The sequence below is a fragment of the Endozoicomonas sp. ALC013 genome (genome assembly GCF_049310205.1).
Classification (GTDB): Bacteria; Pseudomonadota; Gammaproteobacteria; order Pseudomonadales; family Endozoicomonadaceae; genus Endozoicomonas.
Genome location: NZ_JBLYNS010000001.1, coordinates 103,374 through 118,523 on the forward strand (window position 1 = coordinate 103,374; position 15,150 = coordinate 118,523).

Genomic DNA, 15,150 nt, shown 5'->3' on the forward strand with positions numbered 1-15,150 from the left:
AACTTACTCTTCGCCTGACCAACTAAAGATCTTTAAGAGCCACGAGGATCAAGAGCTGAAACATAAAAGGCAGCCAAAAAGAAACCCGCGCTTCTGGGGGAAGAAGACACGGGCTAAGACCATTAGGAGTGAAACATAGGTACACAATCCAAGTACCAAGGTCATTACTGACCTAGACTGATCTGTTCGTAGGGGGAAGTCGATCAAACCAGCATCGTAAGTATGATTCAGAATCAAAATACGTCCATTGAAGATTAAGATCATTTTATAATATTAAGAGAAATTCAAAGAAATCAATAGCTCACGGCTCACACTCGCCATTTGGGCGTGTGATTTTAAGCAAGGAGAACCACTCTCAAAACATGAGGACACAGGCACCGATTCATGAACTGAGACGGAGCGAACTCTGGGCAGAATACCCAGAGCTATAAGAATCAGGAAACAGGGGTATTCATCTGTTCATATAAAGTATCGCAACGCTGTGCCAATGCCCGATCAATAGCCAGCACGCCACTGCCCTCATCGGATTGATGGGTTCCCCAGGCAATAGTTACCTTGCCCCACTCAATAACAATTCGCGGATGGTGGACATGAGATTCGGCCAGACAGGCAATGGCGTTACAGAATGCCAAAGCTCGAGAGTATTTTTTAAAGTCGAAGGATTTTTCAATATGATCAATGCTGTCATACTGACAGGAAACCCAGTCATTCATACGTGCACTCCTGTTATTGAATAAAAACCGAAATTCAGTCTAATTCAAATATAAGGGGATGGCATCAGAAATGCAGGTATGCAAATTGTCTGGTCATGCTGTGGAGAAAGTGCACAGACCCTGCGAGGCAGTCTATACCTGCAAGAAGCTTGCGGTGCCTTACCGGCAACAACCCAAAGCACGGGGTAAGCGGTTGCCGGATGCCTACTGAACTGCCAGGAGTCACCAGTAATCCAGGTTAGGAATTACGCCTTCTCAGTTTCTGCTTCAGCCTCTTCAGACTTCAGCTGCTCAAGCTCCTGAGTTGCAGTATTCAGCTGCTGGGTAAGCTGCTTTTGTTTGGTTTTCAGACCACTGTTTTCACCAGTAAGCGTGCGATTCTGTTCCTGAAGACGCTTGATCTGCTTCTTCATTCGATCAGGATTGCTGGCTCTCAGATCTTTCAGTTCATTTTCCATGTTTTTCAGCTGGGCAGCAGCTTTTTCAGCTTTCTTCTCGGCAGTTTCCAGGCGCGATTTGAGCTGGCTTACTTCCCGATTGTGTTGCTCTGTAATTTCAATAAGAGCTGCCAGGCGTTGCTGTTCAATGATATCCATTTCACTGCTTGTATCAATGCTTCCGCCCATGCTCAGGGTACCCATAGATTCGATTACCTCCGGGGAGTTTTATAAGATAGGAATTAATAAAAAGCTTCCACCAGCGCGAGAGTTACGCACTGAAGCGAGAGAAATATTAAGAAGATATGAGTTATTCTTCATTAAGCGGCTGGTTAAAAGCAGAATATCAGTAGACTAGGTGGCGGAGTCTAATACATAAAAAGACATATTGAAAGGCTTATCTGAAAAATGAACAGATAACTTTGCCTGTCCAGGGAATTTTTTACCAAATTGCAGCCATACATGGCCAACTTGCAAATTCATGGGCTAAGCCCGGGTTATAGGGTATTCTGATGGGAGCAGTAATCCTGATACTGCACCAATGCACTCAACAGCTTGATAAAACAACACGTTAGACAATGCCTGAGACAATAACACTTTTGCCGGACCATGTTATCAGCTTTCCTCCCCTTGAGCATGCGCTTAAACAGCCGGACGGGCTTTTGGCTATTGGGGGCAATCTTGCGGTGGACACTTTGGTAATGGCTTACCAGCAAGGCATTTTTCCCTGGTTTAATGAGGGCGATCCTATTTTATGGTGGTCACCCTCCCCACGAATGGTGTTGAAACCGGGAGAGCTGTATTTATCCCGATCATTGCGCAAGCTGCTGCGAAAAGAGCTCTACCGGGTTACTTTTGATGACGACTTTGCAGCGGTTATAACGGCCTGCTCAAGTATCCGCAGGGACTCAGAAGGAACCTGGATTACCGATGAGATGATTGACGCCTACACAGCTTTGCATGATGCCGGGCATGCACACTCTGTTGAGGTCTGGCAAGAAGACAGGCTGGTTGGAGGGCTTTATGGGGTAGCTCAAGGGCGAATTTTTTTCGCGGAATCCATGTTCAGCCGAGAGAGCAATACTTCCAAAATCGCCATGGCAGCCCTTTCTGAACAACTTTTAGCCTGGCAGTTTGAACTGATTGATTGTCAGGTCTATTCAGACCATTTGGACTCTCTTGGGGCAAAATTGATTTCAAGATCCAGATTTGTAGATTATTTGGACCGCTATTGCTCACAGACACCTTCCTGTTCAGACTGGAAACAGGAATGGCAATGGAATGACCTTCGATAATGAGCCAGTACAAAAATATCAAATTTTATGCCACACAACCCCATGAATGCAGTTACCTGCCAGAGGAGCAGGCAACCACACTATTTATGGATCCGGAAATTCCGCTGAACAAAGAGTTGTGCAGTGATCTTGCCGACGTTGGGTTTCGACGAAGTGGCCAGCATATTTACCGCCCACACTGCAACCGCTGCAGGGCCTGCATACCGGCAAGAATCCCTGTAGATGCCTTTCAAATGAGAAGAACGCAGCGAAAGACCTGGAATCGCAACTCTGCACTCAGGGTTGCCAAGGTGTCTGCAGACTTTCAGGATGAGCATTATCTGCTCTATGAAAAGTATATCAATCAATGCCACCAGGATGGTGATATGTATCCTGCAACGATTGACCAGTACACCTCTTTTCTGGTTGAAAGCACCGAATTTACCGCATTTTATGAGTTCCGTCTGGACGGACAACTGCTTGCAGTATCGGTGGTAGATCATTTACGCAGCAGTCTTTCCGCAATTTACACCTTCTACGATCCGGATTGCTCACAACGCAGCCCTGGTCGATATTGTATTTTATGGCTTATCGATCATGCCAGAAAACTCGGGCTACCCTATCTCCATCTGGGTTATTGGATCCGGAAATGCCAGAAAATGAATTACAAAATCGAATACCGCCCTCTGGAGCTTTATGTCAGTCAGGAATGGCGACAACTGAAATAATACGACTGACAGTAAAGGGTGCTTTGCTTTACCAATTGTTTTCAGGCAGAATGCCCAACAAATTTAACCAAGCCGTACCAACCCCTTTGAGGTAGTTATTTAATGGCAAAAGAAGAGAGTCTGGAAATGGAGGGTGTCGTTATTGACACCCTTCCTAATACGATGTTTCGTGTAGAACTGGAAAATGGCCATGTTGTTACCGCGCACATCTCCGGAAAAATGCGCAAGAACTACATCCGCATTCTGACTGGCGACCGGGTAAAGGTAGAACTGACGCCATACGACCTGACGAAAGGCCGTATCACTTACCGTTCTCGCTAACAGCGGTGCTCACCCCTGAGCACCTACCCGCTGTCTTCTAACCTGCCCCACCATCAATTGCCTCCAGATCGGAAGCACGGCTTTTCGCTGCCTCAAACTTGAGGTACAACTCTCCCTTGCGAACGGTTACTTTTACATTACCACCATGCTCGGCAAGCTTTCCGAACAGAATCTGTTCCGCCATGGGCTTTTTCAAGTGTTCCTGAATAACCCGCCCCATAGGCCTTGCACCCATCTGGCGATCAAACCCTTTCTCCGCCAGCCAGCTGCGAGCCTTGTCATCAACATCCAGCTGCACGCGCCTCTCATCCAGCTGAGCCTGGAGCTCAGTGAGGAATTTATCAACCACATGCTTGATAATTTCATCATTGAGTGAGGCAAAAGGAATAATGGCGTCCAGACGATTTCTGAATTCAGGCGTGAAGGTTTTCTTAATGGCCTCATTGCCGTCAGTGGTATGATCCTGCTCAAGAAAGCCCATGGAGCTTCTGGTCATGTTTTCAGCACCGGCATTGGTGGTCATGATCAGAATCACATTTCTGAAATCAGCCTTACGACCATTGTTGTCCGTCAGGGTGCCATGATCCATAACCTGCAGTAACAGGTTAAACACATCGGAGTGGCCTTTCTCTATTTCATCGAGCAACAGCACACAGTGCGGCGTTTTATTGATGGCCTCTGTTAACAGACCGCCCTGGTCAAACCCGACATAACCCGGGGGTGCCCCTATAAGGCGTGAGACAGTGTGGGCTTCCATATACTCAGACATATCAAAGCGCACGAGCTCAATACCCAGGGCCTTTGCCAGTTGGCGACAAACTTCTGTTTTGCCGACACCGGTTGGTCCGGAAAACAGGAAGGAGCCAACGGGTTTTTCAGGTGCCTTGAGGCCTGCTCTTGAAAGCTTGATAGCAGTGGATAATGAAGTGATCGCCTCGTCCTGTCCGAACACCACCATTTTCAGATTGCGCTCAAGCTTGCCAAGCAATTCCTTGTCAGAGGAAGAGACAGACTTTGGCGGAATCCTGGCCATCTTGGCGACAATCCTTTCCACATCATCGACATCAATAACTTTTTTCCGTTCGGACTCAGGCTGAAGCCGCTGATACGCCCCTGCTTCATCAATAACATCAATGGCTTTATCGGGCATATGACGATCATTAATGTAGCGGTCTGCCAGTTCGGCCGCCGCTTTCAGGGCTTCATCCTGATACTTGATAGCATGATGCTCTTCGAATTTCTTCTTCAGTCCCAGCAGTATCTGGAAGGTGTCTTCAACGTTGGGTTCGACAATATCCACTTTCTGGAATCTTCTTGCCAGTGCCCGATCTTTTTCAAAGATCCCACGAAACTCCTGGAATGTGGTAGAACCGATACAGCGCAGCTCGCCGGAAGTCAGCATTGGCTTCAGAAGGTTTGAGGCATCCATCACTCCGCCAGAAGCTGCACCTGCACCAATGATGGTATGAATTTCATCGATAAAGAGAATCGCATGATCCAGTTTCTTGAGTTCACTCAGTAACTGCTTGAAACGCTTTTCAAAATCACCACGATACTTGGTCCCGGCCAGAAGCGAACCCAGGTCAAGGGAGTAAACAACAGCCTTGGACAAAACCTCAGGCACGTCACCATCAACAATCCGACGGGCCAGGCCTTCAGCAATGGCCGTTTTCCCTACCCCGGCCTCGCCAACCAGCAAAGGGTTGTTTTTCCGGCGACGGGTAAGAATCTGGCAGACCCGCTCTACTTCTTCAGCCCGACCAACCAGGGGATCAATTCTGCCAAGACGCGCCTGATCATTCAGATCAGTGGCATACAGTTTGAGGGGGTTCTTGCTGCTGCCACCACTGTTGCTCTCCGGCTCCATATCATCAGACAGATCATGACCAAGCTCTTCGAGCTCCTGACCCGGCGTCTTGGATATTCCGTGGGCAATAAAATTAACAACGTCTATGCGGGCCACATCTTGTTGCTTCAGGAAGTAGACAGCCTGGCTTTCCTGCTCACTGAAAATAGCGACCAGTACATTAGCACCGGTCACTTCCTTTTTACCGGAGCTTTGCACATGAAAAACAGCACGCTGCAGTACTCGCTGAAAGCCAAGTGTTGGCTGCGTTTCACGCTCATGGTCATCGCCGGGGATTAATGGGGTCGTTGAGCTGACAAACTCAGTGAGGTCCTGGCGAAGTTTATGAAGATCAATTCCGCAGGAAACCAGGACTCTGGCTGCGGATTCATTATCAAGCAAAGCAAGTAAAAGATGCTCAACCGTCATAAATTCATGACGATTATCGCGGGCGTCTTTAAATGCATTATTCAGTGTTGCTTCGAGGTCTTTGTTAAGCATATGGTGTAACCTTGAAAACGCTAATCGGCCTTTTCTGTCTTGCACAGCAGGGGATGGTCGTTTTCTCTGGAATATTCATTAACCTGCTGAGCCTTGGTTTCCGCGACATCCTTGCTGTATACACCACAAACGGCTTTTCCCTGGGTATGTACCATCAGCATAATTTGAGTCGCCTTCCCTTCTGGCATACTGAAAAACTTCTCCAGTACCTCAACAACAAAATCCATTGGTGTAAAATCATCATTCAGGAGCAAGACCTGATACATGGGAGGGGGAGCCAGTCTGGTTTTTTCCGGAACGACTGCAACGCTCAGATCACCTTCCTGTTCCTCTCCCTCTTTTTGCAAGCTTAGACGAAACAGTTCGAGATTACTCATGGTTTTATGACTGCCAACCTTCGATTTGTAACTTAACTGTCTGGTAACCAACAGCACACTCAGGGCACCGCAAGTATTTACTACTGCCAATCATAAAAGCTAATCATAAAAACAACGAGCACAAAATACTGATCGGCACGGTTTACAGACATTTGATGACAGAAGATAAATTAGTGCACACCTACTAAGAAATTGACAAATTTGCCAGGATTTCTCTTCTCATTCTAAAGATACTGGAGCAAATCACAATGACCGACTTTCGAAAATTGATCGGGCGACTCACAACAACAGGAGATAAACGTGGAAAGTACAATAAAAAAAGGGGGGATAAAATATTAAAGCCGGAAATGAATTTCCGGCTTTAACTGATGAAAAGTTAACTGAAAACTTACATGTGGTTAATTATTTCATCGGCAAACTCTGAGCACTTGACTAACGTTGCACCCTCCATCAGTCGCTCAAAATCATAGGTAACGGTCTTGGCACCGATAGCACCATCCATACCCTTGATAATGAGATCTGCCGCCTCACTCCAACCCAGGTGTCGAAGCATCATTTCAGCAGAAAGAATGACGGAACCCGGGTTTACCTTATCCTGGCCTGCATACTTTGGAGCAGTACCGTGGGTGGCTTCAAAAACGGCCGTTGGCGCACCGATATTGGCACCAGGAGCAATACCGATACCACCTACCTGGGCAGCAAGCGCATCAGAAATGTAGTCACCATTCAGGTTCAGGGTGGCAATGACATCATACTCTGCCGGGCGCAGGAGAATCTGTTGCAGGAAAGCGTCAGCAATCACATCCTTGATAACAATATCTTCACCGGTATTCGGGTTTTTGACAGTATGCCATGGACCACCATCCAGAGGCTGGCCGCCAAAGTATTCAACAGCTGTCTGATAGCCCCAATCCTTGAAGGCACCTTCCGTAAACTTCATGATATTACCCTTGTGAACCAGGGTAACGGATTTACGGTTGTTATCGATGGCAAACTGAATTGCCTGCTTCACCAGACGTTCGGTGCCCTCTTTTGAAACAGGCTTGACCCCAATACCACAATCTTGCTCAAACCGGATTTTGGTAACGCCCATGTCATTGCGCAGGAAGTTGATCAGCTTTTCGGCTTCAGCACTGCCAGCCTGCCACTCGATACCTGCATAGATATCTTCCGAGTTTTCACGGAAGATCACCATATCCGTTTTTTCCGGCTCTTTTACCGGGCTTGGCACACCCTTGAACCAGCGCACAGGACGAATGCAGGCAAACAGATCCAACTCCTGACGAAGAGCCACGTTCAGCGAGCGAATACCACCACCAACCGGCGTTGTCAGTGGGCCTTTAATGCTGACAACATACTCTTTGAGAGCCTCAAGTGTTTCTTCCGGAAGCCAGGTGTTATCGTCGTAAACCTGAGTAGCCTTCTCACCGCAGAAAACCTCCATCCACTCGATTTTGCGCTGCCCTTTGTAGGCATTCTTCACAGCAGCATCAACAACTTTCAGCATTGCTGGTGAAACGTCAGCACCAATACCGTCACCTTCAATATAAGGTATGACAGGGGTATCGGGAACATTCAGGGAGAGGTCCTCGTTGACAGTGATTTTGTCACCGTTGGCAGGCACCTTGATCTTTTGGTATCCCATTATCAACTCCGTTCTCTAATCATCGGTTTAGCCAGATCAAAGACTGGTTCAACGCTTCTTGTCGTTATTTAAAGCATGCAGCCATATCCAACAGCAGTGTCAGCAGGATAAAAGCACTGCTGACAACGGCAAGCTGACCGCACAAAAACGCGTATACCATATACCATCCTTAGCCAGGAATAAACGAAGTTTTGTTACAAAAGCGAAACCGCCATCTGCGTTTACCACTATAAATTTCCATCGGTATGGCGCTTATTTAGCGGGAAAGGTAAAATGGCCAGCTATTTTTGACAGGTGGCAGTATACCCCAGTGATAAAACATCCCTCCCAAACCAAAGTGATTGTTGGCATGTCCGGCGGTGTTGACTCGTCCGTATCCGCTTTGCTTCTGCAACAGCAGGGCTACCAGGTGGAAGGACTTTTTATGAAGAACTGGGAGGAAGATGACGGGTCTGAATACTGCACCGCAATGACCGATCTGGCCGATGCCCAGGCCGTCTGTGACAAACTTGGCATTCATTTACATAAAGCCAATTTTGCCGCTGAATACTGGGATAATGTTTTCGAACATTTTCTCAATGAATACAAAAACGGCAGAACTCCGAATCCGGATATCCTGTGCAATAAAGAGATCAAGTTCAAAGCCTTTCTGGATTACGCATTCACCCTCGGCAGCGATTACATAGCGATGGGGCATTACTGCCGTCGTGTGGATCGTGATGGTCATAGCTATCTGGTGAAAGGGGTTGATAACAGTAAAGATCAAACCTACTTCCTCCATGCGGTAAGCGAACAACAGATTGCCCGCACTCTCTTTCCGGTCGGTGACCTGGAAAAAACTGAAGTTCGACGCATTGCCGAAGAGCACGGTCTGATCACCCATAACAAAAAGGACAGCACCGGCATCTGCTTCATCGGCGAGCGCCGATTCAAGGACTTTTTGCAGCAGTACCTGCCAGCACAACCTGGCGTTATTGAAACGGAAGATGGCAAGGTGATTGGTGAACACTCGGGTTTGATGTACCACACCATTGGCCAGAGACAGGGGCTTGGGATCGGCGGACTGAAAAATGCCGATGAAGCGCCCTGGTATGTACTTGATAAAGACCTTGAAAGAAATGTGCTAATCGCTGGCCAGGGCAAGGATCACCCCCTGCTCTTCTCAGATAGCCTGACCTGCTCGCACATCGACTGGGTTTCAGGAAAAGCGCCACAGATGCCCTGTCAGCTCAAGGCAAAAGTGCGTTATCGCCAGCAGGATCAGGATTGCACGCTTACCCAGGAAGCCAGCGGTGATTACCGGGTTATCTTTGATCAGCCGCAACGGGCAGTTACCCCGGGCCAGTCGGTGGTCTTTTATGATGACCTTTATGGTGAGAATGTTTGCCTTGGCGGCGGTGTTATTGAAACACGAACACAAGCGTCAGCTTGACCTTCACGAACCTGAAAATCTTATCAACGACAACGGAAATCCCAGAGAAGAAGATTGGTGCGATATTCTACAAAGGACCAGGCGGCGGCATTATCTGGCGTGTTCCAGGCCGCAGAGTTGGTAGACAAGCTGGCCAGGACCGGGCAATGGAGTGAAGAGGCTCTGACCCCATCCATCCACAGTATTTTTGTCACCTCACCGGATGATGTCTCCCAAGTTTACGGTGGTTTCAATGGTCTGTCCAAGGGGCGAAAAACCCTGGAGTCCGTGTTAAGCAGGGACAGCTCCGCGATTCAGGGGGATGTTATCCGCTATGCCCTGGCCCTGATTCACATTGAGAAAAAGCTGAGTCGTAACCGGAAGATGCTGAACACCATCGGTGAGCGTCTCAACAGAACCAAAGAACAGGTCGAACATTTTGGCATGCTGCATGACAATGTGATTGCCAGCCTGGCCAGCATCTACCTGGATACCATCAGCACCTTTAAAACCCGGATACAGGTGGCTGGCGATATGCGTCACCTGCAGAACCCGGTTAACGCTAACCGGATCAGAGCCATCCTGCTAGCCGGTATCCGCTCTGCCGCCCTCTGGCGTCAGTGTGGTGGCAGTCGCTGGCACCTGTTCATCAGCCGAAGCAAGTTACTTGATGGCCTCAAGCGACTGTAATAGCTGAATTTCAAAGGGCACTTCCCGGTGCCTGACCCATCCACTGCATCGGAAAACTGCCTGTGATCTCCCTCCTGATCAGCATTCTGCTTCAGGCCAACCGGCCAATGATTAGAATCTGACAGAGGGATCCGTTATCATGCGCCCTTTTCCCCCGAGCTTAAGGCATAAAACATGGAGCTGAATGCACTGACCGCCGTCTCTCCCATTGATGGACGTTATGGTGATAAGACCCAATCCCTCAGAACCATTTTCAGTGAATATGGACTGATCCGCTTTCGGGTTGCGGTGGAGGTTCACTGGTTGCAATCTCTGGCCAGCCATTCTGCCATTACCGAGGTTCCGGCACTGTCTGAACCAGCCAGCCAGTTGCTGAACAGTCTGGTCAGTAGTTTCTCCATGGCCGAAGCTGAGCGGGTGAAAGAGATTGAGCGCACCACCAACCACGATGTGAAAGCGGTGGAATACCTGATCAAAGAGCGCTTTCAGGGTAATGATGAGCTGTCAGCGATCAGTGAGTTTGTCCATTTTGCCTGCACATCGGAAGATATCAATAACCTCGCCCATGGCCTGATGCTGAAAACCGGTATGAGCGAAGCCGTGCTGCCTGAGATGCGTAACATCATCACAGCCATTGAACAGCTGGCCAGGACCCATGCCGACCAGCCCATGCTGTCCAGAACCCACGGCCAGACCGCCTCCCCGACCACCCTGGGCAAAGAGATGGCCAATGTGGCTTACCGCCTGAAGCGTCAGCTGAAACACATCGAAAGCATTGTCCCCATGGGAAAAATCAATGGTGCTGTCGGCAACTACAATGCCCACCTGTCGGCCTACCCGGAAGTGGACTGGGCTGAACATGCCGAGCAGTTTGTTACCAGTCTGGGTCTGGAGTGGAACCCCTACACCACCCAAATCGAACCCCACGACTACATTGCTGAGCTTTATGATGCCATCTGTCGTTTCAACACCATTCTGATCGACTTTGACCGGGATGTCTGGGGCTATATCTCTCTGGGGTATTTCAAGCAGAAGACGGTTGCCGGTGAGGTAGGCTCTTCCACCATGCCCCACAAAGTCAACCCGATTGATTTTGAAAACTCTGAAGGTAACCTGGGCATCGCCAACGCCATTATGCAGCATCTTGCTGCCAAACTGCCGGTGTCCCGCTGGCAGCGCGATCTGACGGACTCCACCGTGCTGCGCAATATGGGCGTTGGTCTGGGTCAGAGTCTGATTGCATACGCGGCGACCCTGAAAGGCATTGGCAAGCTGGAAGCCTCCCCTGCCCGTCTTCAGCAAGACCTTGATAACGCCTGGGAAGTGCTGGCAGAACCCATTCAAACCGTCATGCGCCGCTATGGTATCGAACAGCCTTATGAAAAGCTGAAAGCACTGACCCGTGGTCAGGAAGGCATTACCAAAGCGACTCTGGCAACGTTTATTGATGGTCTGGAGCTTCCTGCCAATGTAAAGGCCGAGCTAAAAGCGCTGACACCAGCCACCTATGTTGGTAATGCGGTAGAGCAGGCTCTGGCTATTTAACACTGACAAATAGTCATCAAAAATAATGTTAAAGAAGATCAGGGAGAATCGTTGACCCAATAGAGAAAACGCTCTCATTTAACCAGCTAACCGGTTGATTGAGAGCGTTTTTATTCGCCCGGGCAGCCAGTCTTTAAGCCAAACCAGCCGCTTTAAACTCTTTCCGGCGTTGATGAAGTACAGGCTCGGTATAACCGTTAGGCTGCTCACAACCCCTGAACACCAGGTCGCAGGCTGCCGCAAAGGCAATACTTTTATCAAAGTCTGGTGCCATGGGCCGGTAGGCAGTATCAGCGGCATTCTGTCGGTCTACAATCACAGCCATACGCTTCATGGTTGCCATTACCTGCGCTTCTGAACAGATATCATGACGAAGCCAGTTGGCAATGTGCTGACTGGAAATTCGCAGCGTGGCACGGTCTTCCATCAGACCAACGTCGTTGATATCCGGAACCTTGGAACAGCCAACACCCTGGTCAATCCAGCGCACCACATAGCCAAGAATGCCCTGGGCGTTATTGTCCAGCTCTTTCTGGATCAACTCTGCGGATAATTTACCCGGATCGGTCATTACCGGAATTTGCAGAATGTCATCAACACTGGCTTGTTGACGACGGGATAGCGCTTCCTGACGGGCCAGAACATTAACTCTGTGATAATGAACGGCATGAAGTGTTGCGCCATTGGGAGACGGCACCCAGGCAGTGTTGGCCCCTGACAGGGGGTGAGCAACCTTCTGCTCCATCATTTTGGCCATCTCATCCGGCATTGCCCACATGCCTTTACCAATCTGGGCTTTGCCGGGCAGTCCTGTATGGAGACCAATATCAACATTCTGATCTTCATAGGCCTGGATCCAGGTCGACTGCTTCATCTCCCCTTTGGGAATAACAGGTCCGGCTTCCATACTGGTGTGTATTTCATCCCCGGTACGGTCCAGGAAACCGGTGTTGATAAAGACAATACGATCTCTGGCCTCACGGATACACGCTTTCAGGTTTATGGAAGTTCTGCGCTCTTCATCCATAATGCCCACCTTCAAGGTGGTGGCAGGTAGATCAAGCGCCGCTTCGATACGTGAAAACAGTTTGCAGGTAAAGGCGACTTCTTCGGGACCATGCATCTTGGGCTTGACGATATAAATGCTGCCTTCCCGGGAGTTCTGCTGGTTACCTGCTTTTTTCTTCAGGTCGTGGATGGCAATCAGGGAGGTGAACATACCATCCATAATGCCCTCCGGGATTTCATTACCCTGAGCATCAAGAATGGCATCATTGGTCATCAGGTGGCCGACATTCCGGACAAACATCAGGCTTCTGCCGGGTAAGAACAGCTCACTGCCGTCTGGTGCCGTGTAAATCCGGTCAGAACTCAGCTTTCGGGTCACCGGCTTGCCACCTTTAACGAAAGTATCTTCCAGATCACCTTTCATCAGTCCAAGCCAGTTGCGATAGACCAGGGCCTTGTCTTCTGCATCCACTGCCGCCACGGAATCTTCGCAGTCCATTATGGTGGTAATGGCAGCCTCAACGATCAGATCCTGTACATCCGCAGCGTCATCCCTGCCGATCACACCTTCAGGATCCATCTGAATATCAATGTGTAACTCATTATTTTTCAACAGTATTGAGTCGGGCTTTTCAGGTGTTCCGGTATAGCCACAGAACTTTTCCGGCTCTTTCAGGGATGTGATTGAACCATCCTCAAGTGAAATGGCCAGACTGTTCTCCAACACCTGATAGCGAACGGCGTCTTTGTGGCTACCGGAAGCCAGTGGAGCCGCAGTATCCAGCAATTCACGACCAAACTCAATCACTTTTCTGCCACGAACCGGGTTATACCCTTTGCCCTTTTCTGCTCCTTCGCTGTCCGGAATAGCGTCCGTTCCATACAGCGCATCATACAGGCTGCCCCAGCGGGCATTGGCTGCATTCAAGGCAAAGCGGGCATTCATAACAGGAACTACCAGCTGGGGCCCTGCCTGACGAGCTATTTCGCTGTCGACCTTGCTGGTGGAGATGGCAAAGTCATCCCCTTCAGGCAGCAGATATCCTGTTTCCTCAAGGAAAGACCTGTACTCAGACTTAGTTTCTTCGGTATAACGGTTTTGCTGGTGCCATGCATCAATCTTCTGCTGAAGTTCATCCCGACGAGCCAGAAGCGCTTTGTTTTCAGGGGCGAGGTCATTAACCAACGCTTCGAGGGACAGCCAGAACTTCTCCGGGTCCACACCAGTTCCCGGAACAATGTCATTTACCAGTAAATCATGGAGTACCGGGGCGATTTGCAGGCCGCCTTTCTGGATGCGTTCAGTCATTTCAACCTCACTTCCTGATCATTATTATGCAACTGACGTATACATTATGCTGCAACCATGTACAAGCACAACAATCCAACTGTCAATGTTATCGAAGCGAGAAGGTATGTCCAATTAACGCCCGCAATGACGGCTATTTATCCTGTGAATGGTGGCTGTTAAATGGAAAATTGATCGGGAATAATCAAATTATGAGCGCCCAGGCTGGAGATTTTCGTCTCGCCAATCAGTGCCATGGTGGACTCAAGCTCTTTATAAATGATCTCCAGAGCACGGTTTACACCAGCTTCACCGGCAGCCCCCAGCCCATAAGCAAAGGCTCGCCCAACAAGAACCCCCTGAGCGCCAAGCGCAATCGCCTTCAGTACATCCTGGCCACTGCGCACACCACTATCCAGCAACACATCAACCTGCTGGTTTGCCGCTTTTACAAGACCTGCCACAGTTCTGATGGTTGACGGAGCACCATCCAGTTGGCGTCCACCATGGTTAGAGACCACCACGGCCTGGGCACCTGCATCAATGGTGCGATATAAGTCTTCGGCATTCAGTATTCCCTTAATGATCAAATAACCATCCCAGTGATCACGAATCCACTGTATATCGTTCCAGCTTAATGAGGCATCCAGCTGCTCTGATGTCCACATGGCAAGAGAGCTCAGATTGTTGACTCCTTTTGCGTGACCGACAATATTCCCGAAAGTATGATGTGATGAGAAAGCCATCTTCAAACACCAGACCGGGCGATTAAGGAACTGAATCAGCGATGTGGCGGTTATCCGGGGCGGGGCTGAAAGCCTGTTTTTAACATCTTTATGCCTTTGCCCCATGATGGGCAGATCCATGGTGACAACCAGTGTTTTACAACCTGCCTTTCTGGCTCGTTCCATCAGTTGCAGGGTAAAATCCCGGTCTTTAAATACATACAACTGAAACCAGAAAGGTTGATGGGTCTGCCGGGCAACGTCTTCAATTGAACAAATACTCAAGCTGGACAGTGCAAAGGGAATACCAAATGCTTCTGCAGCCCTGGCAGCCAGAATCTCACCATCAGGATACTGCATCCCTGCCAACCCAACAGGAGCCAGCGCCACCGGCATTGTCACCGGAGTCTGCGCCATAAGAGATGCGGTACTTCTCTGGGCTACATCCACCCCAACCCGCTGTCGAAACAGTAAATGGTTAAAGTCAGAGTGATTACTGTCATAAGTCCTTTCAGACCAGGCACCTGAGTCTACGTAGTCATAGAACATTTTTGGCACACGTTTTCTGGCCAGAGCCTGTAAGTCATGAATAGAGCATATTTGTGCAAGATTGGAGTGAGCGGCAAACATAGGATCTGCCC

Annotated in this window: 14 protein-coding genes; 7 read left to right on the top strand and 7 right to left on the bottom strand. The window is 49.2% G+C overall.

Annotation, left to right across the window (positions count from 1 at the left end):
* Positions 1-434: 434 nt before the first annotated feature.
* The gene (locus ACO6V1_RS00455) at positions 435-713 is read right to left on the bottom strand and encodes a 4a-hydroxytetrahydrobiopterin dehydratase (protein WP_422444940.1); all 279 of its coding nucleotides are present in this window, start codon (positions 711-713) and stop codon (positions 435-437) included.
* Positions 714-798: 85 nt separating this feature from the next.
* Between ACO6V1_RS00455 and ACO6V1_RS00460 the strand changes: the two genes are divergently transcribed.
* The gene (locus ACO6V1_RS00460; RefSeq protein ID WP_422444942.1) at positions 799-924 is read left to right on the top strand and encodes a hypothetical protein; all 126 of its coding nucleotides are present in this window, start codon (positions 799-801) and stop codon (positions 922-924) included.
* 34 nt (positions 925-958) lie between these two features.
* Here ACO6V1_RS00460 and ACO6V1_RS00465 read toward each other — a convergent pair whose 3' ends face one another.
* On the bottom strand, positions 959-1,339 hold the full coding sequence (locus tag ACO6V1_RS00465) for a hypothetical protein (RefSeq protein WP_422459105.1): 381 nt from the start codon (positions 1,337-1,339) through the stop codon (positions 959-961).
* Positions 1,340-1,728: 389 nt separating this feature from the next.
* On the opposite strand from ACO6V1_RS00465, the gene aat reads away from it, so the two are divergent.
* The 3 genes from aat (at position 1,729) to infA (ending at position 3,473) form a co-directional block, all read left to right on the top strand.
* On the top strand, positions 1,729-2,445 hold the full coding sequence (gene aat, locus ACO6V1_RS00470) for a leucyl/phenylalanyl-tRNA--protein transferase (protein ID WP_422444944.1): 717 nt from the start codon (positions 1,729-1,731) through the stop codon (positions 2,443-2,445).
* Positions 2,445-3,152 (top strand): arginyltransferase, encoded by a 708-nt coding sequence (locus ACO6V1_RS00475; protein ID WP_422444946.1) that lies wholly within the window; start codon positions 2,445-2,447, stop codon positions 3,150-3,152. The genes aat and ACO6V1_RS00475 overlap by 1 nt, the downstream gene beginning before the upstream one ends.
* A 102-nt stretch (positions 3,153-3,254) precedes the next feature.
* The gene (gene infA / locus ACO6V1_RS00480; protein WP_020583463.1) at positions 3,255-3,473 is read left to right on the top strand and encodes a translation initiation factor IF-1; all 219 of its coding nucleotides are present in this window, start codon (positions 3,255-3,257) and stop codon (positions 3,471-3,473) included.
* Between the two features lie 37 nt (positions 3,474-3,510).
* Here the strand turns inward: infA and clpA are convergent, their stop codons facing one another.
* The 3 genes from clpA to icd all read right to left on the bottom strand — a co-directional run bounded on the left by clpA (position 3,511) and on the right by icd (position 7,842).
* Positions 3,511-5,820, bottom strand: a complete 2,310-nt coding sequence (gene clpA / locus ACO6V1_RS00485; protein WP_422444949.1) for an ATP-dependent Clp protease ATP-binding subunit ClpA — start codon at positions 5,818-5,820, stop codon at positions 3,511-3,513.
* 20 nt (positions 5,821-5,840) lie between these two features.
* Positions 5,841-6,197, bottom strand: coding sequence for an ATP-dependent Clp protease adapter ClpS (gene clpS / locus ACO6V1_RS00490; protein ID WP_101748546.1), 357 nt, complete (start codon positions 6,195-6,197; stop codon positions 5,841-5,843).
* Positions 6,198-6,585: 388 nt separating this feature from the next.
* Positions 6,586-7,842, bottom strand: coding sequence for an NADP-dependent isocitrate dehydrogenase (gene icd / locus ACO6V1_RS00495; protein WP_422459103.1), 1,257 nt, complete (start codon positions 7,840-7,842; stop codon positions 6,586-6,588).
* A 310-nt stretch (positions 7,843-8,152) separates the two neighbouring features.
* Between icd and mnmA the strand changes: the two genes are divergently transcribed.
* From mnmA to purB, 3 genes are all read left to right on the top strand, one after another.
* Complete coding sequence (mnmA, locus tag ACO6V1_RS00500) at positions 8,153-9,274, top strand: tRNA 2-thiouridine(34) synthase MnmA (protein WP_422459101.1); 1,122 nt, start codon at positions 8,153-8,155, stop codon at positions 9,272-9,274.
* 57 nt (positions 9,275-9,331) lie between these two features.
* Entirely contained in the window at positions 9,332-9,943 is a 612-nt protein-coding gene (gene hflD, locus ACO6V1_RS00505) for a high frequency lysogenization protein HflD (RefSeq protein ID WP_422444953.1), read from the top strand.
* Positions 9,944-10,117: 174 nt separating this feature from the next.
* A complete protein-coding gene (purB, locus tag ACO6V1_RS00510; protein ID WP_422444955.1) occupies positions 10,118-11,488 on the top strand; it encodes an adenylosuccinate lyase in 1,371 nt (456 codons plus the stop codon).
* Positions 11,489-11,621: 133 nt separating this feature from the next.
* On the opposite strand, the gene ACO6V1_RS00515 is transcribed toward purB, so the two are convergent.
* Both ACO6V1_RS00515 and ACO6V1_RS00520 read right to left on the bottom strand, forming a co-directional pair.
* Positions 11,622-13,805, bottom strand: coding sequence for a malate synthase G (locus ACO6V1_RS00515; RefSeq protein ID WP_422465397.1), 2,184 nt, complete (start codon positions 13,803-13,805; stop codon positions 11,622-11,624).
* Between the two features lie 158 nt (positions 13,806-13,963).
* Positions 13,964-15,139: an alpha-hydroxy acid oxidase gene (locus ACO6V1_RS00520; protein ID WP_422444959.1), complete on the bottom strand. Its 1,176-nt coding sequence runs from the start codon at positions 15,137-15,139 to the stop codon at positions 13,964-13,966.
* Positions 15,140-15,150: the final 11 nt, after the last annotated feature.

Bases quoted from the DNA above. Each gene is read 5' to 3' on its own strand.
- ACO6V1_RS00520 (WP_422444959.1), bottom strand. From the start codon at position 15,139: ATGTTTGCCGCTCACTCCAATCTTGCACAAATATGCTCTATTCATGAC.
- clpS (WP_101748546.1), bottom strand. From the start codon at position 6,197: ATGAGTAATCTCGAACTGTTTCGTCTAAGCTTGCAAAAAGAGGGAGAG.
- aat (WP_422444944.1), top strand. From the start codon at position 1,729: ATGCCTGAGACAATAACACTTTTGCCGGACCATGTTATCAGCTTTCCT.
- icd (WP_422459103.1), bottom strand. From the start codon at position 7,842: ATGGGATACCAAAAGATCAAGGTGCCTGCCAACGGTGACAAAATCACT.
- purB (WP_422444955.1), top strand. From the start codon at position 10,118: ATGGAGCTGAATGCACTGACCGCCGTCTCTCCCATTGATGGACGTTAT.
- ACO6V1_RS00515 (WP_422465397.1), bottom strand. From the start codon at position 13,805: ATGACTGAACGCATCCAGAAAGGCGGCCTGCAAATCGCCCCGGTACTC.
- infA (WP_020583463.1), top strand. From the start codon at position 3,255: ATGGCAAAAGAAGAGAGTCTGGAAATGGAGGGTGTCGTTATTGACACC.
- clpA (WP_422444949.1), bottom strand. From the start codon at position 5,820: ATGCTTAACAAAGACCTCGAAGCAACACTGAATAATGCATTTAAAGAC.
- ACO6V1_RS00465 (WP_422459105.1), bottom strand. From the start codon at position 1,339: ATGGGCGGAAGCATTGATACAAGCAGTGAAATGGATATCATTGAACAG.
- ACO6V1_RS00475 (WP_422444946.1), top strand. From the start codon at position 2,445: ATGAGCCAGTACAAAAATATCAAATTTTATGCCACACAACCCCATGAA.
- ACO6V1_RS00455 (WP_422444940.1), bottom strand. From the start codon at position 713: ATGAATGACTGGGTTTCCTGTCAGTATGACAGCATTGATCATATTGAA.